Genomic DNA, 23,979 nt, shown 5'->3' with positions numbered 1-23,979 from the left:
GTATCAGGAAGTCGTTAGTATGCGAAACAATGCGGATATCTACACCCGCCTCGTCCCGGTGGTATCGTTGTCGAAAATGCTCACCCGCCGTGCCGCCCTCGCTTCCGCCTTCGCCCCGGCTGTCCTCAAGGCCGCGCCTGCCCGTCCGAACGTCATTTTCATCCTGACCGACGATCAGGGCTACGGCGACGTCTCGCTGCACGGCAACCCGAACCTGCGCACGCCGAATATGGACGCCATCGCGCAGCAGGGCGTCCAGTTCACCCGGTTTCACGTCATGCCGGTCTGCTCGCCCACGCGGTCGTGCCTCATGACCGGCCGCTACAACTACCGCACCGGAGTGGTGGATACCTACCTCGGCCGCTCGATGATGCACTCCAGTGAAGTCACCGTGGCTGAGTCGCTGGCGGCGGCCGGCTACCAGACTGGCCTGTTCGGCAAGTGGCACCTGGGCGACAACTACCCCTTGCGCGCGATGGATCAGGGCTTCCAGACCGCCCTCACCCTGCGCGGCGGCGGCTTGGCCCAGCCCGCCTCGCCACCCAACACCGGCTACTTCGATCCGCCGCTGGAACTCAACGGCCGGCGCGCCATCCGCAAGGGTTACTGCTCCGACATCTTCTTCGACGAGGCGCTGCAGTTCATTGAGAAGAACCGGCGAAAGCCATTCTTTACCTATATCTCCACAAACGCTCCGCACACCCCGCTTGAGATCAAGGAGGAGTGGGCGGAGCCCTACCGCAAAGCAGGCCTCGACGACACGACGGCCCGGATCTATGGCATGGTCGCGAATCTGGACTCGAACATCGGCCGCCTGATGGAGCACCTGCGCCGGCTGAACCTGGAGCAGAACACGCTGCTCTGGTTCATGACCGACAACGGGCCCCAGCAGCCGCGGTTCAACGCCGGACTGCGCGGCCTGAAAACGACGCCCTATGAAGGCGGAATCCGGGTGCCCAGCTTCCTGCGCTGGCCCGCGAAGATCCAGCCGGGTACGAAGGACGCGCGCATTGCCGCCCACATCGACTTCCTGCCGACGGTGCTCGACGCCTGCGGAGTGCCGCCGCCCAAGGACCATAAGATCGACGGCCGGTCCCTGCTTGCGCCGCCGGTCGAGCGGTCGCTCTACTTCCAATGGCACCGCGGGGATGCTCCCGAGGCGTTCCGCAACTGCGCGGTGCTGACCGACAGGTGGAAGCTGGTCGGCACCGATAAGCGGGAGCCGGAGCTCTACGACCTGCCCAACGACCCGGGCGAATCGAAGAACCTGGCCGCTGCGGAACCCGCGATCGCCCGCAAGCTCCGCTATCAATACGACGCCTGGTTCGCCGACGTCTCGGCCGAACGCGGCTACGCTCCGCCGCGTATCTTTGTCGGGACGCCGCACGAGAATCCGGTGATCCTCTCGCGTCAGGATTGGCGGGGACCGCAGGCCTCCTGGAATGCGGACGGTTTGGGTCACTATGAAATCGACGTACGTAGTACTACAACGTTCGAAGTGACGCTCCGCTTTCCCCCGACGACCCAGGATGCGACCGCCATCCTCACCTGCGGCTCGGTCCGGCAGGAGGTGCCCGTGCCGGCCGGAGCGACACAGGTCGTCCTGTCGAAAGTGGTCCTCCCCCAGGGGCCGGCGAACATAGAGGGAAGCCTCCAGCTCGCCGGCCGCCGCATCGGAGCGCACTACCTCGAACTTCGCACCGGCAAACCGTCCGCAAAGTGACGGTGAACCGCACCGCTACCACCGGCTTTTTGTGTCACGGTACTGCAGGAAGCGTTTCCTCATGGCCCGCTTCGCCCGCAGCTCCTCGAGCTCGGCTTTGAGCTTGGACGACCGCACCTCGACGTGTTCGTCCGTCCAGGGCATCACCTCGCGCAGGCCGGGCAGGTCCATCAGCAACCAACCTTGTGGCAGCAGATGCAGCTCCCGCCGGGTGGTCGTGTGCCGGCCGTGGCTGTCGTCCTCTCTCACCGCTTGGGTCAATTGAACGTTCGAACCCAATAGCTGGTTCGTGATCGTACTCTTGCCTGCGCCGGAGGAGCCCAGCAGGGCGGCCGTCTCACCCAGCCCCAATACGCCCCCGAGCAGGGCAGGTACATCGTCTTGCAGGGCAGAGAGGCGTACCACCTCAGCGCCGCGGGCTACTGCGCGGGTGGCGTGGACGCAGGCATCCGGAGCCGGGTGCTGGTCTCTTTTGTTCAGCACGATGCAGGCCCGGGCTCCGCTGGTCTCGACCAGGATGAGGTAGCGTTCGAGCCTGGCGAGGTTGTAGTCATGGTCTAACCCCATGACAATGAAGGCCAAGTCGACATTGGCCGCCAGGGGTTGCGGTTCGGGCCGTTTGCCGGCCGCCTTGCGTTCGATCAGGCTTTGTCGGGGCAGGATCGCTTCCACGCAGTCGAGCGTGGAGCGGACGGCCGTCCAGTCGCCGGTCACCGGCGCCAAGCCCTTCCGGGCGTGACGGACCCAATGTTCTGTATCACTTAGCAGGATGAGCCAGGAGCCGTACTCCTGGCGCAGGACGCGGCCGGGCACGCAGCCGCGCAGATGCCACTCTGCGAATTGGTCAGCCCGCTCGGGCGACCAGCCATATGTGGAAAGCAATGGAGTTGTCCTCGAAAGACACCGCAGGCTTCGTTAGGAATCCGGGGAGGGATTCAGCCGCTTCGAGTTAGAGGACAATGACCGACAAAGGCAAGTCACAGAATATCTCATTTCACTGAGAGTGGCGATATACTATCCGTACCCCAATCTTCCATGACACGCACTGTTTGCGTTATCGCTCTGCTCTGGGCGGCCGGCGCCCATGCTGCTACGCCGCCGAAGCCGGTCGACTTCCAGAAGGAGGTGCGGCCGATCCTGTCGGACGCGTGCTTCCACTGTCACGGCAACGACCGGACCACGCGTATGGCGGGACTGCGCCTGGACACCCGCGAAGGGGCGTTTTCGCAGCGCAAAAACGGCACGGTGATCGTTCCGAAGAACCCAAAGGCGAGTTTACTTCTGCAGCGAATCAATAACCCGATTGCTGCAAAGAGGATGCCGCCGGAATACTCGCATAAGACTTTAACCGCGGAGCAGAAAGAAACGCTGCAGCGTTGGATCGAGCAGGGGGCCGAGTGGAAAGAGCATTGGGCCTATTCCGCGCCCGTCAAGGTGGATCTGCCTGCGGTCAAAAATACCGGGTGGGTCCGTAACCCTATCGATCAATTCGTGTTAGCGAAACTGGAAGCACAGGGGCTGGCTCCGGCTCAGGAGGCCAACAAGCGAACCCTCATCCGGCGGTTGGCGCTGGATCTCACCGGCTTGCCTCCGAAACCGGAGGAGGTCGAAGCGTTTGTTGAAGATTCATCGCCTAACGCATACGAAAAATTAGTAGATAAGTATCTGGGAAGCCCTCGTTGGGGCGAGCACCGGGCCCGTTATTGGCTGGACGCGGCGCGCTACGGGGACACCCACGGAATCCACATCGACAACTACCGTGAGATCTGGCCGTACCGCGATTGGGTGATTCAGGCGTTCAACGCCAACATGCCGTTCGACCGCTTCACGAAGGAGCAGTTGGCGGGCGACCTGCTCCCGAATCCGACCCTGGAGCAGAAGATCGCCACCGGCTTCCAGCGCTGCAACGTGACGACGAACGAGGCCGGCATCATCATTGACGAGTACGATGCCATCTATGCCAAGGATCGGGCCGACACGATCGGAGCCGTATACCTAGGCCTGACCGTAGGTTGCGCGACCTGCCACGACCATAAGTTCGACCCCATTCCTTCCAAGGACTTCTATGCCCTGGGCGCGTTCTTCCGCAATACCACCCAGAACATCATGGATGGCAACATCTCGGATACGCCGCCGATTGTGGTGGTGCCGAAGGAAGAGGACCGGCCGCGCTGGGATGCCATCCGAGGCCGTGAAGCCCAGTTGGTCGAGCAGTTGACGAACCGGCGGCAGGCGTTGACGGGTAGTGCTCAGCCGGGTCCCTCCAAGGCAAGACTGGCCGTGGAGCCAAATGGCGCAATTCAAGTGCAGTCTGAAGGAGCTGCGATTAACATGCCATTTGCAAAGGGTTTGTCGCTCGGAGGATCACCCTGGCCGGGGCGGACGGCCCTGCACTTTGGGCCGAACTCGCAGCTCGAACTGTCGCCGGTGCCCCTCGACGTCAAGGATCCGTTCACCTTGAGCGCGTGGTTCTACTACCCGCAAGGCGAGAGTACCTATACCATTGCTGCTCAATTGGATACCAAAGAGAAGAACCGCGGCTGGATGCTGTTTGTCAGTGGACGTGTGGTGGGTATGCGGTTCTATGGGGATGAAGGGAAGTCGATGGAGGTTCGCGGCGGCCACCTGGATCAGGTGATTCCGGGCACCTGGAACCACCTTGTGATGGCCTATGACGGAACCGGCGCGGCGCTGGGAGTGCGCTTCTTTCTGAATCAGAAAGAGATTGGTACACAGCGAGATGCAGGCGCGACCATCAACGGAAGCTTTAAGGCAGATGTCCCACTGAAACTGGGCAATCCGAAGCGGGATGAAGATGGCGCGATCGCCGATTTCCGCATCTTCAACCAGGCACTGTCGCTGCAGGAGGCCTCCCTCTTGAACCCCGGCGAACCCGCCTCCCTCGCTCTGTTCAACCGCCTGAATGAAGACACTGTGTATCAGGCTGCATCGAAAGAGCTTCACGATTTGGACATGGAACGCCGGGCGATCCGGAAGCGTGACGCGATCTCACTGGTCATGGAGGAGCGCAACGACCAGAAGCCCTTCGCACATGTCCTGTATCGAGGGATGTACGATCAGCCGCGGGCCAAGGTGGATGCCAATACTCCGTCGGTGCTGCCGCCCATGCTCAGCAGCATGCCGCACAACCGGCTGGGGTTGGCTGAGTGGCTGATGTCGCCCGAGAATCCTCTAACTGCCCGGGTGACGGTCAACCGCTTCTGGCAGCAGTTGTTTGGCGACGGTATCGTGAAGACAGCAGAGGACTTCGGGTCGCAGGGCGAGGGTCCGGTCAACCAGGCCTTGCTGGACTGGATGGCGGTGGAGTTCCGCGACAATGGCTGGGATGTGAAGAAGTTCTTCAAGCTCCTGGTGACCTCTTCGACTTACCGCCAGGCGGCGGTGACGACACCCGAGAAACTGGAGAAGGACCCGGAGAACCGGTTACTCTCCCGCGGGTCGCGCTATCGCATGGAAGGCGAGATGATTCGCGACTACGCGCTGGCGGCCAGTGGGCTGCTGACGCCGACCATCGGCGGTCCGAGCGTGCGGCCTTACCAGCCCTCCGGGGTTTGGGAAGCGGTTGCGATGGACGGCAGTAACACCAGGAATTATAAGGAGGATAGCGGCGATAAGCTGTACCGCCGCAGCCTCTATACGTTCTGGAAGCGCAGCGCCCCGCCGGCGTCGATGGAGATCTTCAACGCGCCGACGCGGGAGACCTGCACGGTCCGGCGCGAGCGGACGAATACGCCGCTCCAAGCGCTGGTCACGATGAATGATCCGCAGTTTGTGGAGGCGGCCCGGGCGCTGGCCACTCGAGCCATGGAGAGCGCCAAGTCGGATGTCGACCGGCAGCTGAGCTACGTCGCCCTGAACCTGCTCGACAGGCCATTCAGCAACAATGAAATAGCTGTAGTCAAAGCATCTTACAAGGAATTCTTAAAGTATTACGACACCAAGCCGGCGGACGCTACGAAGCTGGTGCATGTCGGCGCAAGCAAAGCCGATCCGGCGGTGCCGGTTGTGGAGCTGGCCGCGTTGACGATGGTGACCAACCAGTTGATGAATCTGGACGAGGTGCTGACGAAATGAACGAGATCACTCGACGGCGGTTGCTGGCCGGCGGCGCGCGGGGTTTCGGTGCGCTGGCATTGCAGCAGCTTCTCAGCGCCGATGCCGCCAAGCCGCAGTTGCCGAACTTCCCGCCGAAGGTGAAGCGGGCCATCTACCTGCATATGGTGGGGGCTCCGCCGCAGCAGGAGACTTTCGATTACAAGCCGACGATGAAGTCGTGGTTCGATAAGGACTTACCGGACTCCATCCGGCAGGGCCAGCGGTTGACCACGATGACTTCGAACCAGAGCCGGTTCCCCATCGCGCCGTCGGTATTCAACTTCAAGCAGTGCGGGCAGTCCGGCGCTTATGTCAGTGAGCTGCTGCCGTATATGGGCAAGATGGCGGACGACATCGCCATCATCCGGTCGATGCACACCGAAGCGATCAACCATGAACCGGCGATGACGTTCATCCAGACCGGGTTTATGATCGCCGGCAAGCCCTGTATTGGATCATGGATCGCCTACGGCCTGGGCAGCATGAATCGGGACTTGCCAACATTTGTCGTTTTGAACGCAACCCATTCCAATCCAAAGGCGAACGTCCAGGCGATCTCGGCGCGGCTGTGGAGTTCGGGGTTCCTGTCGGGCCAGTATTCCGGTGTGGCGTTGCGCGCGGCTGGCGACCCGGTTTTGTACATCAATAACCCGGACGGGGTGCCGCCGGAGGTCCGGCGCAAGATGCTGGACGGGCTGGGCCAGCTAAACCAGATGGAGTTCGACCGGCTGCACGATCCGGAAACGCGGGTCCGTATCGAACAGTACGAGATGGCGTTCCGGATGCAGTCGTCCGTACCTGAACTAACTGACCTAAGTAAAGAGAGCGAAGCGACTTACAAGCTGTACGGGGACGACGCGAAGAAGCCCGGGACGTTTGCCAACAGCGTCCTGATGGCTCGCCGCCTGATGGAGCGCGGAGTGCGGTTTGTGCAGATCTATCACCGCGGGTGGGACGTCCACGGAAACCTGCCGGAGGTCCTCCCTTCGCAGTGCAAGGATGTCGACCAGCCCTCGTACGCGTTGGTACAGGATCTGAAGCAGCGCGGGATGCTGGACGACACGCTGGTGATCTGGGGCGGGGAATTCGGGCGCACCATTTACTCCCAGGGCAAGCTGACGGACAAGGACTACGGCCGCGACCACCATCCCAGGTGCTTCAGCCTGTGGCTGGCCGGCGGCGGGATCAAGGGCGGCACGGTGCACGGCGAGACGGACGAGTTCAGCTACAACATCGTGCGGGATCCGGTGCATGTGCGTGATTTGCAAGCCACGTTATTGCATCAGTTCGGGATCAATCATGAAACCTTTACTTACAAGTACCAGGGCCTGGACCAACGCCTCACCGGCGTAGAGAAAGCCTCGGTGGTGAACGGGATCCTGAAGTAGCTAGGGCTCGAACGCGACGCGATCGCCCAGCACGTACACCCGGCTGAAGTGGCGAGTGGCCAGCAGGCCGTCCTCCGGGCGAGTGCCGGGCAGGATGCCCGCTTGCTGGTGATTGAGACGGACGAACCCAATTTGCAGCCAGGGGATTCTGGCCAAGCGGGCGGAACTGCTGCCCGTATGACTAGAGGCTGAGGCCCATCAATCTGGACGGAGGATGGCCGCATCCTCTTTATGAGCGCCACGCGGATCGTCTGGCCGGAGTTGTGGTCGGTCGAGGGCGAGGGGGCGCGATGTCCTATTCGACCCGCAGCCGGACTCTGCACTTTGTGAGCCAGGGCGACCAGGGCACGGCGAGTATCTACCAGGTGGGCTTGCGACTGAGGGTGGGCACGCCTGGCCGGCGGGCTGGGCCCCGGGTTGCGTACACAGGGTTGTGCGACGGCGTGTGGAATCTATTCTGGACTTCACGGCGCAGTAAGAAGTCGAGGCGGCTGACGGAGAACGGCTCGCTGGCGGATTATTGCGGTATCCGACGTGGTCGCCGAAATCGGACAAGATTGTATTCGAGCGGGGCGAGGTGAAGAGCGACATCTTTTTGCCGCAGGAGCGGTGAAGCGGCTGCGCGCGACGCCGGGGGTTCGCTAACATAAGCGGAGCGAATCGGCGTATTGGCCAGAATGACGCGGCCATTCCGCGGCGAGGATCTTCATGCTCGAAGTGCGAGAGCTGACCAAAACCTTCGAAAGTCCGGGTGGAGCGGTGCAGGTGCTGCGCGGCGTGACGTTGGAGTTAGGGGACGGCGAAGGGGTGGCGGTGGTGGGTCCGGGGGGTAGCGGGAAGTCGACACTGCTGCAGATCCTGGGCACGCTGGACCGCCCGACGAGCGGCACGGTGAAGGTGGGCGGAGTGGACCCGTTTGCCCTGGACGATGCCGGGCAGGCGAAGTTCCGGAATGAGCAGGTGGGCTTCGTGTTCCAGGACCACTGTCTGCTGCCGCAGTTGACGGTGTTGGAAAACGTGATGGTGCCTCTGATGATCGGGCCGGAGGACACGATGGGTCCGCAGCGGGCGCGGAAGCTGTTGGAAGAGGCGGGGCTGGCCGGGCGGCTGAATGAGATGCCGGCCCGGCTTTCAGCGGGCGAGAAGCAGCGGGCGGCGGTGGCGCGGGCGATGGTGCGCGGGCCGAAGCTGCTGCTGTGCGACGAACCCACCGGGAGCCTGGATAGCGCTCCGGCGAACGAGGTGGCGGAGCTGCTGGAGAAGCTGCGCCAGGAATATGGCGTCTCGCTGGTGCTGGCGACGCACAACCAGGTGATTGCGTCGAAGCTGTCGCGGCGGGTGCTGTTGACGGATGGCCGATTGTGACGCGGCTGAAGTACCTGTGGCGATCGATGGTGTTCTACCGGAGGTCGCACCTGGCGGCGGCGCTGGGCGCGGCGGCGGCCACGGCTGTGATCACGGGCGCGCTGCTGACAGGCCATTCCGTGCGCCAGAGTCTGCGAGCGTTGGTGACGCACCGGCTGGGGGCGACGGAGTACGCGCTGACTTCCCGAGGGTACTTCCGGCATCAGGTGGCCGGGCTGTTCCGGCCGGAGTGGCGGAGTTGCGGGCTGGTGGCGGCGGAAGGCCGGGCGTCGATGGGCCTCTCCGGGCGCGGCGCGAACGTGATGGTGTATGGGGTCGACGACTCTTTCTACCAGTTCCACGGGCGGGCTGGACATGCGCCGGCGGGCGGTGAAGCCTATCTGAGCCCGGCGCTGGCCGCTGAGTTGGGCGCGGCGGCGGGTGTCGGGATCTCCCTGCTGGTGGAGAAGCCCGTGACGATTCCGCGGGAGGCTCCGCAGGGTACAAAGGACGTCACCGCGTCGGTGCTGCAGGTGAAGGTGGCGCAGGCGGTGCAGCCGGAGAGCCTGGGCGATTTCTCGTTGCAGGCGGAGCAGGGCGTCGTGCGCGCGGTGTTCGTGCCCCTGGGCTGGCTCCAATATGAACTGGGGGTTCCGAACGAGGTGAACCTGGTGCTGCTGGCCGGGTCGGGCGGCGGCACCGAACTGGCCGCGCGGTTGAAGTCCCGTTTCCAGATGGAGGATGTGGGGTTGCGGCTGCGGCATCGCGCGTCGACGGACGAGATGGTGCTGGAGAACGAGAGCACGATCCTGGACGACCGGATGGCGGACCGGGCGATCGATACGGCGAAGGAGCTGGGTGTGCTGGCGCGGCCGTCGCTGGTGTCGTGGGTGAGGACGATCGCGGCGGGCGGACATTCGATTCCCTATTCGGTGGTGGCGGCCCTGGATGATGCCTCGATGGCGGAGATCCATCACGATAAGCCTTTGCCAAAGACGAAGAAGCCGGCGATCCTGATCAACGATTGGGCGGCTGTGGACCTGGGGGTGAAACAGGGGGACACGGTGACGCTGGAGTTCGCGGCCGGCGAGTCGAATTGGGCTCCGAGGCAGACGAAGGCGGAGTTCGAGCTGGCCGGCATCGTCCCGATGGTGGGGCTGGCGGCGGACAGGGACTTTGTGCCGCCGATGCCCGGCTTCACCGACCAGAAGCTGATGGCGAAGTGGGCGGCCCCGTTTGCGATGGACGTCCGGCGCATCCGGCCGCGCGACCAGATGTATTGGGATCTGTTCCGGACGACACCGAAGGCGTGGATCCCGCTGGAGGCCGGGCGGAAGTTGTGGGGGACGCGGTTCGGGTCGTACACGTCGGTGCGGTTTATGCAGGACGAGCCGCAATTGCGGAACCTGCTGCGGTCGGAGATCGATCCGCTGGCCGGGTTGTTTACGATTCAGGCGGTGCGGCGCCAGAGCCTGGAGGCGGCGGCGGGGTCGACCGACTTTGGCGAGTATTTTGCCTATTTCAGTTGCTTCCTAGTGTTCGCGGCGATTCTGGTGATGGTGCTGATCCTGCGGCTGGGGGTGGAGCATCGGGACCGGGAGACCGGGCTGCTGCTGGCGCTGGGGTTTCCGCCGGATTCGCTACGGGGCCTGTTCGAAGTGGAAGGGTTGGTGGTGGTGGGGGCGGGCGTGGTGGCCGGTGTGGTGCTGGCGCCCCTCTATGCGGCCGGGATCCTGATTGGTTTGCGGAACTGGTGGAATGGCGCGGTGGGCACGCAGTTTCTGCATTTGAGCCTGCACGGGCGGCTGCTGACGGAGGGCGCACTGGCCGGGGCGCTGGCGGCGGCGCTGGGTGTCTGGATGTCGATGCGCAACTGGGAAGGCCTGGCTCCGAAGGCGTTCCATATTGAGGAGACGGCGGAGCAGGGCGCTCCGGGGTGGCTGAGGCTGGTGGGCTGGGCGACGCTGCTGCTGGCATTCGGGCTGATCGGGCTCTCGCTATTGCGCACGATTGCGTCGCGGGCCGGGTTTTTCGCGGCGGGCGCCAGCCTGCTGGCATCGTTGGTGATCTGGATGGACTGGCTGCTGCGGCAGCCTTATCCGTCGTTGGTGGCGATTCCCGGAAAGCGCGCGTTGTTCCGGCTGGCGTTGCGGAACCTGTCGTGGCGGCGCAGGCGGACGGTGCTGAGCCTGGCGTTGATTGCGCCGTGTGCGTTCCTGCTGGTGGCGATGGAGTCGTTCCGGCAGAAAGAGACGCTGGAGGGGACGGGCGGGTATGCGCTGTATGCGGAGTCGCAGGCTCCGCTGGTGTACGACGGGGGGACGAGGCAGGGCGTCCAGCAGTTGGGGCTGCAGGCGGCGGGGCCGCTGAAGTGGGCGCGCTTCCGGCTGCGGCCGGGCGATGACGTGAGCGGATTGAATCTGTACATTCCGAAGGATCCGCGGATCCTGGGCGTGCCGGTGAGTTTCCTGCAAGCGAACGGATTTCAGTTTACGGCGTCGACGGGCGAATCGGCCGAGACGCAGGCGAATCCCTGGCTGTTGCTGGAATCACAGATGAATGGCGGGACGATTCCGGCGATTGTGGACCAGAATTCGCTGGCGTACGTGCTGCATAAGAAGGTAGGGGATGAGGTGGAGGTGGCGCGGGAGGGGGCTCCTCCGTTGAGGTTGAGGCTGGTGGCGGCGCTGCAGGGCAGTGTGTTCCAGAGCGAGTTGTTGATCAGCGAGAAGAACTTCGTGAGGCTGTTTCCGCACGTGACGGGCTGGCGGGTGTTTCTGCTGCAGGGTCCGCTGGAGGCGGCGGGTCCGCTGGAGAAGGCGCTGAGCGGGTATGGCTTTGCGGTGCGACCGGCGCGGGCGCGGCTGGCGGCGTATCACCGGGTGGAGAACACGTACCTGAGCGCGTTCCAGGTGCTGGGGGCTCTGGGCTTGCTGCTTGGGACGGCCGGATTGGGGGTCGTGATGATGCGCAATGTGTGGGAGCGGCGGCGGGAGTTCGCGATGCTGCGGGCGGCGGGGTATGAACCGCGGCAGTTGTCGAGGATGATCCTGATGGAGACGGGTGCGGTATTGGCGGCGGGTTTGCTGGCGGGGTTCCTGAGTGCGCTGGTGGCGGTGGGTCCGGCACTGGCGGGGGAGGGCTCGGGCTGGCCGGTGCTGGGAATGTTTGGAGCGCTGGTAGTAGTCTTTGGGGGCGGTTTGGGCGGAGCGTGGGTGACGGCGCGGGCGGCGGTACGGATGCCGATGGTTGGTTCGCTGCGGGTGGAATAGTAGAATCCGGAGTGTACCTTTGGGATTGCGTTTAGGGTAAATTCGGGCCGAACAATTCCGGCCGGCCGTGCGTATGAAAGAGAAGAGCGAGATGAGAGTGAAGATCCTGCTTATCCTCATGGTTCCGCTGTTGGGCTGCGTGTGGGGTTGCTCCCGGCACGACCGCCAGCACGCGCGGGAAGATTTTCGGCACGCTGCGACGGAAGCTCGGCAGGCGGCGCGGGAGGCTGCGCACGAAGTGCGGGACGCGGCGCGGGAAGTGAACTCGTCGACTCGGGAAGCACAGGAAGAGCTGGCGAAGGCGGCGCGGGAGGCTAAGATCGAGGCGCAGAAGGCGCATAAGGAAGTGCGGGATTCCGTGCGGGAAGCCGCGCAGCAGGCGCGCCAGGAGACGAGGGAAGCGGCGCGTCGAGCCAGGGAAGAAGCCAGGCGGGCTAGTGAAGAGGCGCGCAGGCTGCCTCGCGAACAGTAAGTCCCGTTACGAGATTCCGTTGGGCTACGCCTTGCGCAGCCCGGCCATGGCCCAGGCGGCGAAGCCGAAAGCGGTGAGCAGGAAGATGGTGGGCGGCCACACGAAGTAGTTGATGGAGATGGCCGATAGCACCAGCAGGCCGGACAGATAGATGCGCGTCAGGCGGCGGAGGTTCGGGCGGTCGTCCTGCATCGCTTTGGACGCCACCAGGACGAGCGCGGCCATCATCATCGGCGTTGCGGCCACGAACAGGCTGAAGCCCAGATAAATACTGGTCATGCTGCGGTCGATGGGATAGTCGCCGAGCATGAAAGTGTTCATGGTCGTGACCAGGACGTGTGTCTTCTGGTCAGGCGGTGTGCGCCACTGCTTGAGCAGCGCAATATGGCCAAGGGTATGGGCCAAACCCATGGCAAACAGTACCCAGGCGCTAACGCGAAGAGACAGTGGAGCTTGCATCGAACCAAGGGTAGAGCAGAAGGGGTCGCATTTTCAAGCCAGGATGAGGCAGAATAGGGCCGGAAGCTATGGATCATCTACCTCCGGCCTGGATCGCGATGGGGGAGTCGCTGCTGATTGGACTGATCGTCGGCATCGAACGGGAGACTGACCGGAAGGAGCGGCACGCGGGGCTGCGGGACTTCATCGGCATCGGGTTGGCCGGCGGAGTGTGCGGCATCTTGAATGTGCCTTGGCTGACGTGCACGGCGCTGCTGGCGTTTACGGCGCTGGTGGCGATTTTCCGGATCCAGACCCCGGGCCGGACGGGCATCACGACCGAGATCGTGGCGGTGGTCACCTTTCTGTTGTGTGTGCTGACGGCGACACCGGGGCTGAGTTGGGGGTCTGAGCTGGCGATTGCGCTGACCGTGATCCTGGCGCTGTTCCTGGATGCCCGGGAGCCGCTGCGCAAGTTCTTCCTGGAATCGCTGACGGAGGGTGAGTATTTCGACACACTCCGCTTCCTGGCCGTGATTTTCGTGATCCTGCCGGTGCTGCCTCAGGGGAGCTATGGTCCGTACGCGTTCTTTGAACCGCGCCGGGTTTGGATTTTCGTCATTCTGGTCTGTTCGATCTCTTACCTGGGGTATTTCCTGCAGAAGTTCCTGGGGGAGGAGCGGGGGCTGCCGCTGACGGCGGTGCTGGGCGGGATCGGGTCGACGACGGCGGCGACGACTGCGTTCGCTCGGCAGGCACATGAGGAACCGGAGAGAATCCGGAGCCTGGCCATGGCGACGGTACTGGCGAATACGGTGCAGTTTCCGCGAGTGGCGGCGCTGTTGTGGCTGGCCGGAGGTCCGCTGGCGCTGGCGTGTGTCCCGCTGCTGAGCGTGATGACGCTGGCCGGAGTGGCGGCGACGTACTGGTTGAGGCGGGGCATTACGGCTCCGTCGGTGCCGGCTCCGGATGCGGTGAAGCTGAGCAACCCGCTGCGGCTGCTGCCGGCGATCCAGTTCGGCGTGCTGTTTGCCCTGGTGCGGCTGGTGGCTCGGGGGATGACGACGGAGTTTGGCACTTCGGGCTTGCTGGCATCGAGCGCGATTGGCGGTTCGGTGGATGTGGATGCGATCGCTTTCACCTTGAGCGGCCTGCTGCGGGATGGACAGACGGCGTCGTGGCTGGCGGTGGCGGGCGTCCTGATCTCGTTGACGGCCAATGCGATCTTCAAGGCGGTGGTGGCCTATTCGAGCGGCGGACGCGCCTTTGGGCTGCGCGTGGCGATCGGCTTTGCCGCCATGTACGTGACCGGAGCGGCGGTGTGGCTGGTGCAATGGTGATGGCAGGCTAAACGTTTGCGGGCCGGGCGCCGATCTGGATAGATAGCGGGCGCCGGATGCGGTCCGCGAAGACGAGCGCCCCGCCATGTCCACTTACATTTCGACACCTGGTCATGACTCGGGCACGCTCAGCGCGCCGATGCCGGCCGCGAGGGTCTCCGCCTGGCGGCGCTGGCTCTGGCCGTCGCTGTTCGACGTGATCGTGGTGGCGCTGCCGCTGTGGTTCTTCGGACTCTCGGGTGATGTGGCGTCGTCCCTGCTGTCGGACGGTGATACGGGCTGGCACATCCGCACGGGCGACTGGATCCTGCAACACAAGCAGTTTGTGCGCGAGGACCTGTTCTCGTTCAGCAAGGCCGGGCAGCCCTGGTTTGCGTGGGAGTGGCTGAGCGACGTGCTGTATTCGGGGCTGCACTCGGCCCTGGGGATGAAGGGGCTGGTGCTGCTGACGATTGCGCTGTCGTCCGTGTACCTGGCGCTGCTGTTCCGGCAGATGGTGTGGCGGGGCGCCAACATCTTCATCGCGTTTCCACTGGCGATGCTGGGCTTTGGAGCGGCGAGCGTCCACCTGCTGGCGCGTCCGCATGTCTGGACGATGGTGCTGCTGGCACTGTCGGGGTGGCTGATCCAGCGGGATCTGAAGAGTCCGGGCCGGCGGATCTGGCTGCTGGTGCCGTTGACCGTGCTCTGGACGAATCTGCACGGCGGCTGGCTGGCCCTGGTGGCAGTGTTGGGGCTGGTGGCGGCGGCGAAGGCGGCCGAGACCCTGCTGGGTGCCGCGCAATGGAAGACGGTGTGGCGGTATACCGGGCTGGCGGGCGCGTGCCTGGCGGCGTCGCTGGTGAATCCGTACTCGTGGCACCTGCATGCGCATGTCCTGGAGTACCTGAACGCGGCGTGGGTGAAGGAGCTGACGAACGAGTTCAAGTCTCCGGTGTTCCGCTCAGAGAACATGATGATGTTCGAGCTGGTGCTGCTGGGCTCGCTGCTGGCGGTGAGCCGGATGGTGCGGCGCAAGGAACTGGTGGGGCCCGTACTGATTCTCTTCTGGGCTCACTCGAGCCTGGTCTCGGCGCGGCATATTCCCCTGTTCCTGACGCTGGCGCTGCCCGCGGTGGCGGAGGAACTGGGCCGGCTGTGGCGGGATTGGACTAGCGGGGCGGGGAAGAAGTCGATGGCGGGGATTCTGCGGGGGATGGCCAGCGATGCGCAGCCGGCGATCGCACGGGCGAGTGCATGGGCCGTGCTGCCGTTTCTGGCGGTTCCGTGGGCGCCCATCCGGTGGCCGGACAACCTGACGGCGGAGTCGTTCCCGATCCAGATGGTGGAGCGGCACCGGGAGGAGCTGGCGCGGGCGCGGGTGTTTACCTCGGATCAATGGGCGGACTATCTGATCTACCGGTCGTCTCCGCGGCAGAAGGTGTTTGTGGATGGGCGCGGCGACTTCTATGGCGAGAAGCTGGCGCGGGATTACTGCAATCTGCTGAATGCCCCTTACAACTGGAGGCAACTCACCCAGAAGTATGGGTTTACGGCATTTCTAGTGGACCGGCGGAGTCCGCTGGCGAGCGTCCTGAACCAGGCGCCGGAATGGCGGCTGGCGGACGAGGACAAGAAGGCCCTATTCTTTCTGCCCAGGAAGTAGCCGTGGGCTAATTGTTTCCGCTCTCCGCGCCGATCTAAACCTGAGGGACCTCTCAGGTCCCAGCCTCAGGAGGATCTCGCGGTCACATGGCCACTTCCAGCAATCCCATGGCGGGACAGAGCGCGGCGCTGCCCGTGCCGGGAACCGGGATCGGTGCGATGGAAAAGGGCGGCCTGGCGCGGTGGCTGTGGCCCTCGCTGTTCGACCTGCTGTTTGTGTCGCTGCCGTTCTGGTTCTTCGGGTTGGCGGACGGCGGCACGGGCCTGTTGCTCTTTGATGGCGACACGGGCTGGCACATCCGGACCGGGGATTGGATCCTGCAGCACCGCCAGTTTGTCAGCGGCGACATTTTCTCGTTCACAAAGCCGGGCCAGGCGTGGTTTGCGTGGGAGTGGCTGTCGGACATTCTGTTCTCGCTGATGCATTCGGCGGCGGGGATGAAAGGCGTGCTGCTGTTCGGCATCCTCTGTTCGGCTTTGTTCTGCGGGTTGATTTTCCGCCACATGGTGTGGCGTGGGGCTAATGTTTTCATTGCATTACCGCTTGCCTTGATGGGCTTCGGGTCGGCCACGGTGCATCTGCTGGCGCGTCCGCATCTTTGGACGCTGCTGCTGGTGGCAGGGTGCAGTTGGCTGATCCAGGCGGATCTGAAGAAGCCGACGAAGTGGATCTGGGCGCTGGTGCCGGTGACGGCCGTGTGGACGAATCTGCATGGCGGGTGGCTGGCGCTGATCTCGATTCTGGGATTGGTGGCGGTGGGGACGGCGCTGGAGGCGTGGTTCGGAACGGCGCAATGGGCGACGGTAAAGCGCTATCTTCTGCTGGCTGCGGCCTGTGTGGGGGCGTCGCTGCTGAACCCGTATGGGTGGCGGCTGCATGCCCACATGGCGGAGTACCTGAGCGTCGGCTGGATCAAGGATATGGTGAGCGAGTTCCAGTCGCCGAGCTTCCGGTCAGAGAACATGTCGCAGTTCGAGCTGATCATGCTGGCCTCGCTGGTGGGGGCCGGGTGGGCCTTACGGCGGAAGCAGTTCGTCGGGCCGCTGCTGATCCTGTTCTGGGCGCACTCCTCCTTAGTGTCGGCCCGGCATATTCCCATTTTTGTAGCCCTGGCTTTGCCGTTTCTGGCCGATGAGATCCAGGGAGCCTGGATGGCCTGGACCAGCGGAGCAGGGAAGAAGTCGACGTTGGGGATTCTGCAGGGTTTGGCGCGCGAGGCGCAGCCGGGCCTGCAACGGACCAGCGTCTGGGCAGTGATCCCCTTTATTTTGATTGCCTTGCCGATTCTGCCGATCCCTTGGCCGACGGATTTTCCGAGCTTCCGGTTTCCGACCAAGATGGCGGCGCGGCACGCGGACCTGCTGAAGACGTCGCGGGTGGCGACGGAAGACCAATGGGCGGACTACCTGATCTACAAGTTCTATCCGCAGCAAAAGGTGTTCTTCGACGGGCGCAGTGACTTTTACGGCGAGGCGCTGACGAAGGAATACGCGCAGATGATGGCCGGGGAATACCGCTGGCGGGACGTGATGCGGAAGTACGGCTTCACGGCGGCCCTGCTGAAGGTGAAATCGCCGCTGGCGACGGTTTTGAAGGAATCGGGCGAGTGGCAGGTGGTGGAAGACGACGGCAAGGCGATCGTGTTCCGGCGGCGTGCGGCGGAGGGGGTCGGAGAGGCCCGGGCCAGGATTGAAAACACGGATGCGGGGGCTAATGAAAATCCTTGAGACAGCCGAAAGATGCACAGGAGACGTTGATGACCCCCGGCACGGCGATATCCCGTTTGGAGATGGAAGCACCACTGGCGAATGTAGTGGCTCGCGGCATGGCGGCGGACTGCGAATGGCGGCTGCCCTCAGGCGAGGATTTGATCTCCTTCGCGCTGGCGACGGGCTTTGCGGCGGGGCCATTGTTGCCCGGACCGCTGGAGCCTGTCAGAGAGCGGCGCTCCGAGTATGCGCGGAGCGGACGTTCCCGGAGGCGTATGTGATGAAGGCGATGGAGGCGGCCGGTGGTACAGGCTGCCCGCTGGCACTGTGGAGGCGAGCCGGAAGTGGAGTCCGGCAGCTTAACTCCGCGGGCCTATCGATGGTGCAACGCGGTGGAGTGGAGACACGATCCACGGCCCACGGGGCTGGACATCGAAATTGGATGGCAAAGCGCCTTATACCGGCGACGGTCAAGGCCATGGATCAGGAGGCAAGAAAATGGATCGCAGGTTTCTAACAGTACTCGGGGTGAGTCTGGTGTTTGCTCTGGTTGTCAGCAGCATCTTTTACCAGATGACCTCGCGGGCCAACGGCCCAAAGAAGCAGGAGGTCAGCGACCTGCGAGATATGGTAATCGCCGCGCGGCCGCTGCCGGTGGGCCTCACCGTGAAGACGGCGGACGTGAAGGTGATCAAGGTACCAGTGCAGGCGTTCCCCAAGGGTGCGTTCAGCAAGCCGGAAGACGTGCTGGACCGTCCGGTGGTGTCCTCGATCCTGGCTGAAGAGCCGATCAGCGAAGGCCGCCTGGCGCAGCGCGGCAGCGGCGTAGGCCTGGCGCCGATCATCCCCGTCGGTATGCGAGCCGTGACGGTTCGCGTCAACGACGTGGTGGGCGTGGCGGGTTACGTGCTGCCTGGAATGCGCGTGGACGTGCTGATCACGGGCCATCCGCCGGGCAATGGGACGACGGTGACGAAGACGGTGCTGCAGAACATCCTGGTGCTGTCATCGGGCCAGATGATGCAGACCGACCAGTCGGGCAAGCCGGTGGACGCGCCGAACGTGACCGTGCTGGTGACGCCGCAGCAGGCTGAGTTGTTGACGCTGGCCGGCAATGAAGGCCGCATCCAACTGGTGCTGCGCAACGGCGGCGACCAGAACATCGAGAAGACGGAAGGGCTGAGCCTTTCGACCCTATATGGCAGCCACAGCCGGATGACAGGTGGCGGGAATGGGCAGAACTCGGACGATCCGGATGGACTGGTGGCCAGGCGGCCCCGGCCCCGGCCGCAGCCCGTGGCCGTGGCCGCCACGCCCGTGGCCGCTCCGCCACCGGCTCCTGTGCCTGACCAGATCATTACGATTCGCGGCATCGACAAGAGAGTCGAGAACGTAGCCAGCAAGAAATCGAACGACGACGCCGGAAGGAACCAGTAAGCGCCATGAAACGAATCGTCAAACTCGCGCTTGGCCTGGCCGTTGGGCTGGCCATTATCGTGGTATCCGGAGCACAGGCTCTGCACGCGCAGGGTGGGGCGGAAGACATCCGCGTCACGTTGGGCAAGAGCGTGGTCATCGACTACCCGGAGGATGTGAACCGGATCTCGACGTCGAATCCGGAAGTAGTGGACTACGTGCCTGTTTCCACGCGGGAGATCCTGCTGCACGCCAAGGGTCTTGGCGCCGCGACGCTGGTGATCTGGGCGAAGTCGGGACAGCGCAACTTCTACAACATCAATGTGGAGCAGAATCTGGAGCCGGCACGAAAGCTGATCCGCGATGCGTTCCCGAAGGAAGACATCCAGGTAGCCAGCGCCAAGGACACCATCTCGATCACGGGTACAGTGTCGAGCCAGCTTGTGGTCGACCGGCTTGTGGCCTATATCACCCCGATGGCCAAGAGCGTGGTGAACAATTTGAGGGTGAAGGCCGGGCCGATTGAGAAGCAGGTGATGCTGCGGGTGAAGTTTGCCGAGTTGAACCGGAACTACTCCAATCAGTTCGCGGTGAACCTTACGTCGCTGGGCGCCCTGAATACGGTGGGCAGCGTCGGCACGGGCCAGTTTGGCTCAATCAAGGCGAACTCGATCGGTGGGGAGAATTCGTTCAGCATTACGGACGCGCTCAACGTCTTCGCGTTCCGGCCGGACCTGAACCTGGCCGCGTTTGTGAAACTGCTGCAACAGCAGGGCATGCTCCAGATCCTGGCCGAGCCCAATCTCATTACGAGCAACGGCAAGGAAGCCAGCTTCCTGGTGGGCGGCGAGTTCCCGGTTCCGGTGCTGCAGGGCGGCGCGAATTCGGGCGCGGTGACGATCCAGTTCCGCGAGTATGGCATCCGGTTGACGTTCAATCCGACGCTGACCGAGAACGGCACGCTGAAGATGTACGTGAAGCCTGAGGTTTCCACCATCGACCTGGCGAACGCCGTGTCGGTGAGCGGATTCGTGATTCCCGCCTTGGCGACTCGCCGTGTGGAATCGACGATCGAACTCGGACCCGGGCAGAGCTTCATCATTGGCGGGCTGGTGGATGACCGCACCAATGAAGTATTTGCCAAGATGCCGGGCCTGGCCAACATCCCGCTGCTGGGGCAGCTGTTCAAGAGCCGCAATGAGAACCGCCAGAAGACGGAACTGATTGTGCTGGTGACGCCTGAGTTTGTGGAACCGCTTAACGCGGCGGATCAGAAACTGATGCCGAGCCTGCCGGGCGGCTTCCTGAATCCGATGATGTTGCCGAACGGTATGCCGCAATCGTCCAACACCGGTTCGGGCGCGAAGATCATCAAGGGTGATCCGGCCCAGATCCAGAAGGATGCGATGAAGCGGACCGCACCAGTTAAGTAACACCGCGGCCGAGACGCGTACAAACACACATGTTGGAGATCGCATGAAGGGCCGTGGCACAGTTCGAGAGCCATCATTGACGGCTCTGCTCATAGCAGAGGACCGCGAGATGGCCCGACGCCTTCAGTTGTCGCTTGCCGAATCCAGGGTTTTCGAGGTTCTGTCGGAGCTGAAGAGCTATCCGATGGAGCAGACGCTGGAGATCCGGTTGAGGCAGATACAACCTGAGGTCGTGTTGCTGGATGTCGCCACAGATCTGAATGTGGCGCTCCGGCTGATGCGGTTCATCGCTGGTTTCCAGCCGGCGATTCAGGTGATCGGGGTCCACAACGACAACGATCCCCAGGTGCTGATTCAGAGCCTGCGGGCAGGGGCTTGTGAGTTCCTGTATGAGCCGTTCGACGTGGCGGCGCAGAAGGAAGCAACGGCGCGGATCTGCCGCATGCGGGAGCCTGAGGGCCACTCCAAGCAGGACTTCGGAAAGGTGATCACGTTCTCGTCGGCGAAGCCTGGATCCGGGGCCTCGACGCTGGCCACGCAGACGGCATACTGCCTGAAGCGGATGACCGGGAAGCGGGTGCTGCTGGCGGACTTCGACATCCTGAGCGGGTCGATTGCGTTTGCGTTGAAGGTGAATCCGACGTACTCGCTGATGGATGCCCTGGAACGGTCTGAGCAGTTGGATCCGGGTCTCTGGTCCTCGTTTGTAGTGAACGCAGGTGGGTTGGATGTGTTGGCGGCGCCGGATACGGCCATGTCGGATTCGATCGAGTTCAGCCGTCTGCACGACGTCCTGGAGTATGCCCGCATGCTCTACGACTGGGTGGTGGTGGACTTGCCCACGGTATTCCACCGGCTGAGCCTGTTTGTGCTGTCGGAGGCGGATCAATCGTATCTCGTCTCGACTTCGGAGCTGCCCAGCCTGCACCTTGCCCGGCGCGCCGTCGCCATGCTGGGCCAGTTGGGCTACGGCAAGGACCGGTTTCAGATGGTGGTCAACCGGGTGAACCGGAAGGCCGACATCTCGACCGCGGACATGGAGAAGATCTTCACGTGCTCGGTGTTCGCGTCGTTTCCGAACGACTACTATGCTTTGCACAAAGTGGTGACGCGGGCTGAACCGCTGCCGGCCGATTGTGACCTGGGCCGGAGCATTGAACAGCTCTCGGCTCGTATCGCGGGCCTGGGGCAGAGCGACAAGAAGACCGGCTCCGGAGTAATGGAAACGAAGCCGGCGCTGTCGGAGGGGTAATGGCCTCTCAAGTTTTTTGCGAGGGTGGCCGATCTATTAGGAGTAGGCAGCAGACGCTGCCCGGAAAGAATCTTAGAGGACCAGCATGATTCCGACGATGGATCAAAAACCGGCTCAGCCGATCTCCTGGGAACAACGGCTTCTGAAGAATGCCGGGAAGCCCAAATCGTCGTTGAAGCCGGAGTATCAGGAACTCAAGTTCACCCTGCATCGGAAGCTGCTGGACAAGATCAACCTCGAAGCGCTGGCGACAATCGACAACCAGCGGGTGAGGGGTGAGGTTCGCTCGGCGCTGATCTCGCTGATCGACAGCGAACCGACGCTGCTGAGCGCGCTGGAGAAGCAGCAGATCTGCGAAGAGGTCCTGGACGAAGTTTTCGGACTGGGCCCGCTGGAACCGCTGCTGCAGGATCCGACCATCTCGGACATCCTGGTGAACGGCAGCAAGCAGGTCTATGTGGAACGCAAGGGCCTGCTGGAGTTGACCAGCGTCACCTTCCGCGACGACCAGCACCTGCTGCGCATCATTGACAAGATTGTCAGCCAGGTGGGCCGCCGCGTTGACGAATCGACGCCGATGGTCGACGCCCGCCTGCTGGACGGCAGCCGCGTCAACGCGATTATTCCGCCGCTGGCACTGGACGGGCCGCTGATGTCCATCCGCCGCTTTTCCCAGGACAAGCTGATGCCGGCTGACCTGGTGGAGAAGAAGGCGCTGACTCGCGGCATGATGGAGCTGCTGGAAGCGGCCGTAAAGGCCCACCTGAACATCATCATCATTGGTGGTACGGGCGCCGGTAAGACGACCCTGCTCAACGCGCTCTCTTTCTTCATCAATCCCAAGGAACGCATCATTACGATTGAGGACGCGGCCGAACTGCAGCTGAAGCAGCCGCACGTGGCCCGCCTCGAAACGCGTCCGCCGAACCTGGAAGGCCACGGCGCGGTCCGCCAGCGCGAGTTGTTGATCAACAGCTTGCGTATGCGTCCGGACCGGATCGTCGTTGGCGAAGTCCGCGGCGCGGAAGCGCTGGACATGTTGCAGGCCATGAACACGGGCCACGACGGATCGTTGACCACCATCCACGCCAATTCACCTCGCGACGGCATCAGCCGTCTGGAAGTGATGGTTTCGCTGGCCAACGCCAGCATGCAGCTGCTCTCCATCCGCCAGCAGATCGCCAGCGCCGTGCACGTTCTGGTGCAGGCGGCGCGCTTGAGCGATGGTTCGCGCCGGGTGACGAACATTACCGAGGTGACGGGCATGGAAGGCGAAGTCGTGACGCTGCAGGACATCTTCGTCTTTGAAAAACGCGGACTGTCGCCCGAGGGACGCGTGCTGGGCCGCTTTGCGGCGACCGGCATCCGGCCGAAGTTCTACGAGAAGCTGCTGGCGGCCGGCATTCGCCTGCGGCCTGACCTGTTCGACGAAGTAGTGGAGATCTGAGGATCATGAACTTCATCCTCATCCTTCTTGTCATCTGGGCTGCTGTCGCCGGCGGCTGGTGGATCCTGTCCAACGCCTTCAAGAGCGCCGATGCGGACAAGATTAAGAACCGGCTGCTGGGCACGAACCGGCTGGGGCGCGGCAAGAAGGGCGACAAGTCGGCGATCCCCCTCATCACGGAAGAGGACAAGATCACAGGCAAGTACGTCCTGAGGGTCTTGCATCGCTACCAGTTGCAGGACCGGTTGAAGACGCTGCTGGACCAGGCGGGCCTGAAATGGAAAGTGGCGCGGCTGATCCACATGTGCCTGGCGCTGTTCCTGGCCGGCTTCGCCGCGGGGTGGTTGTTCCTGCCGGCCCGCTTCCAGTCGTTGGCCGTGTTGCCGGCGCTGGCCGCCGGATTCCTGCCGTTGATGTACGTCACGCACAAGCGCAAACAGCGCCTGCACAAGTTCGAAGAACTGTTTCCGGAGAGTCTGGAATTCGTGGCCCGCTCGATGCGAGCCGGGCACGCGTTCTCGGTTTCCCTGGAAATGCTGCACCGTGAGTTTCAGGAGCCGCTGGCGGGCGAGTTCCGGCGCACTTTTGAGGAGCACAACCTTGGCCTGCCGCTGGATGCGGCGCTGCAGAAGCTGGCTGTCCGGGTGCCTTCGCTGGACGTTCACTTTTTCGTATCGGCGGTGCTGCTGCAGAAGCGCACCGGCGGCAACCTGGCCGAGATTCTGGACAAACTGGCGTACGTCATCCGCGAACGGTTCAAGTTGCGCGGCAAGATCCGTGCCATCAGCGCGCACGGCCGCATGACGGGCATGGCTCTCTCGTCCATCCCTTGCGCGGTGGCGGCAATCATGTTCCTGGTCAATCCCGACTATGTGACCTTCTTTGTGCGCGAGGAAGTGGGCAACATGATGGCGCTGGGCGCGGTCGGGCTGCAGATTATCGGCTATCTCATCATCAAGAAGATCGTGAATATCGAGGTCTAGT

General features: G+C 63.3%; 18 protein-coding genes. 15 read left to right on the top strand and 3 right to left on the bottom strand.

Features of this window, described 5'->3' with window-relative positions; genetic code table 11:
* Positions 1-19 precede the first annotated feature (19 nt).
* The gene (locus IRI77_RS08555) at positions 20-1,723 is read left to right on the top strand and encodes an arylsulfatase (protein WP_194451655.1); all 1,704 of its coding nucleotides are present in this window, start codon (positions 20-22) and stop codon (positions 1,721-1,723) included.
* A gap of 15 nt (positions 1,724-1,738) precedes the next feature.
* Here IRI77_RS08555 and rsgA read toward each other — a convergent pair whose 3' ends face one another.
* Complete coding sequence (gene rsgA / locus IRI77_RS08550; RefSeq protein ID WP_194451654.1) at positions 1,739-2,605, bottom strand: GTPase RsgA; 867 nt, start codon at positions 2,603-2,605, stop codon at positions 1,739-1,741.
* A gap of 153 nt (positions 2,606-2,758) precedes the next feature.
* Here rsgA and IRI77_RS08545 point away from each other — a divergent pair, with 153 nt between their 5' ends.
* Together IRI77_RS08545 and IRI77_RS08540 are read left to right on the top strand one after the other, a co-directional pair.
* The gene (locus IRI77_RS08545) at positions 2,759-5,818 is read left to right on the top strand and encodes a DUF1553 domain-containing protein (RefSeq protein WP_194451653.1); all 3,060 of its coding nucleotides are present in this window, start codon (positions 2,759-2,761) and stop codon (positions 5,816-5,818) included.
* Positions 5,815-7,227 (top strand): DUF1501 domain-containing protein, encoded by a 1,413-nt coding sequence (locus IRI77_RS08540; protein ID WP_194451652.1) that lies wholly within the window; start codon positions 5,815-5,817, stop codon positions 7,225-7,227. Before IRI77_RS08545 ends, IRI77_RS08540 begins: the two co-directional genes overlap by 4 nt.
* Here the strand turns inward: IRI77_RS08540 and IRI77_RS08535 are convergent, their stop codons facing one another.
* Positions 7,228-7,383 (bottom strand): hypothetical protein, encoded by a 156-nt coding sequence (locus tag IRI77_RS08535; protein ID WP_194451651.1) that lies wholly within the window; start codon positions 7,381-7,383, stop codon positions 7,228-7,230.
* 552 nt (positions 7,384-7,935) lie between these two features.
* Here IRI77_RS08535 and IRI77_RS08530 point away from each other — a divergent pair.
* The 3 genes from IRI77_RS08530 to IRI77_RS08520 all read left to right on the top strand — a co-directional run bounded on the left by IRI77_RS08530 (position 7,936) and on the right by IRI77_RS08520 (position 12,315).
* Positions 7,936-8,592, top strand: coding sequence for an ABC transporter ATP-binding protein (locus IRI77_RS08530; RefSeq protein ID WP_194451650.1), 657 nt, complete (start codon positions 7,936-7,938; stop codon positions 8,590-8,592).
* Positions 8,589-11,843, top strand: a complete 3,255-nt coding sequence (locus tag IRI77_RS08525; protein ID WP_194451649.1) for an FtsX-like permease family protein — start codon at positions 8,589-8,591, stop codon at positions 11,841-11,843. The genes IRI77_RS08530 and IRI77_RS08525 overlap by 4 nt, the downstream gene beginning before the upstream one ends.
* A 97-nt stretch (positions 11,844-11,940) precedes the next feature.
* Entirely contained in the window at positions 11,941-12,315 is a 375-nt protein-coding gene (locus IRI77_RS08520; protein ID WP_194451648.1) for a hypothetical protein, read from the top strand.
* 24 nt (positions 12,316-12,339) lie between these two features.
* Here IRI77_RS08520 and IRI77_RS08515 read toward each other — a convergent pair whose 3' ends face one another.
* The gene (locus tag IRI77_RS08515; RefSeq protein WP_407674038.1) at positions 12,340-12,774 is read right to left on the bottom strand and encodes an LIC_13387 family protein; all 435 of its coding nucleotides are present in this window, start codon (positions 12,772-12,774) and stop codon (positions 12,340-12,342) included.
* A gap of 68 nt (positions 12,775-12,842) precedes the next feature.
* Here IRI77_RS08515 and IRI77_RS08510 point away from each other — a divergent pair, with 68 nt between their 5' ends.
* From IRI77_RS08510 to IRI77_RS08470, 9 genes are all read left to right on the top strand, one after another.
* A complete protein-coding gene (locus IRI77_RS08510; protein WP_194451646.1) occupies positions 12,843-14,093 on the top strand; it encodes an MgtC/SapB family protein in 1,251 nt (416 codons plus the stop codon).
* A gap of 85 nt (positions 14,094-14,178) precedes the next feature.
* Positions 14,179-15,738, top strand: coding sequence for a hypothetical protein (locus tag IRI77_RS08505; RefSeq protein ID WP_194451645.1), 1,560 nt, complete (start codon positions 14,179-14,181; stop codon positions 15,736-15,738).
* An 86-nt stretch (positions 15,739-15,824) separates the two neighbouring features.
* A complete protein-coding gene (locus tag IRI77_RS08500; protein ID WP_194451644.1) occupies positions 15,825-17,465 on the top strand; it encodes a hypothetical protein in 1,641 nt (546 codons plus the stop codon).
* The gene (locus IRI77_RS08495; RefSeq protein ID WP_194451643.1) at positions 17,462-17,728 is read left to right on the top strand and encodes a hypothetical protein; all 267 of its coding nucleotides are present in this window, start codon (positions 17,462-17,464) and stop codon (positions 17,726-17,728) included. Before IRI77_RS08500 ends, IRI77_RS08495 begins: the two co-directional genes overlap by 4 nt.
* Before the next feature lie 217 nt (positions 17,729-17,945).
* Positions 17,946-18,884 carry a Flp pilus assembly protein CpaB gene (gene cpaB, locus IRI77_RS08490; protein WP_194451642.1) on the top strand — a complete coding sequence of 313 codons (939 nt, stop codon included), beginning with the start codon at positions 17,946-17,948 and terminating at the stop codon, positions 18,882-18,884.
* A 5-nt stretch (positions 18,885-18,889) separates the two neighbouring features.
* Positions 18,890-20,296, top strand: a complete 1,407-nt coding sequence (locus IRI77_RS08485) for a type II and III secretion system protein family protein (RefSeq protein WP_194451641.1) — start codon at positions 18,890-18,892, stop codon at positions 20,294-20,296.
* A gap of 109 nt (positions 20,297-20,405) precedes the next feature.
* Positions 20,406-21,548, top strand: coding sequence for an AAA family ATPase (locus tag IRI77_RS08480; protein ID WP_194451640.1), 1,143 nt, complete (start codon positions 20,406-20,408; stop codon positions 21,546-21,548).
* Between the two features lie 97 nt (positions 21,549-21,645).
* Positions 21,646-22,995: a CpaF family protein gene (locus IRI77_RS08475; RefSeq protein ID WP_194451639.1), complete on the top strand. Its 1,350-nt coding sequence runs from the start codon at positions 21,646-21,648 to the stop codon at positions 22,993-22,995.
* Positions 22,996-23,000: 5 nt separating this feature from the next.
* The gene (locus IRI77_RS08470; protein WP_194451638.1) at positions 23,001-23,978 is read left to right on the top strand and encodes a type II secretion system F family protein; all 978 of its coding nucleotides are present in this window, start codon (positions 23,001-23,003) and stop codon (positions 23,976-23,978) included.
* The last annotated feature ends 1 nt before the right edge of the window (position 23,979 follow it).

Source organism: Paludibaculum fermentans, assembly GCF_015277775.1.
Lineage (GTDB): Bacteria > Acidobacteriota > Terriglobia > Bryobacterales > Bryobacteraceae > Paludibaculum > Paludibaculum fermentans.
Note: the sequence above shows the minus strand (reverse complement) of the source record. Positions and strands in the feature narration are given on the sequence as shown.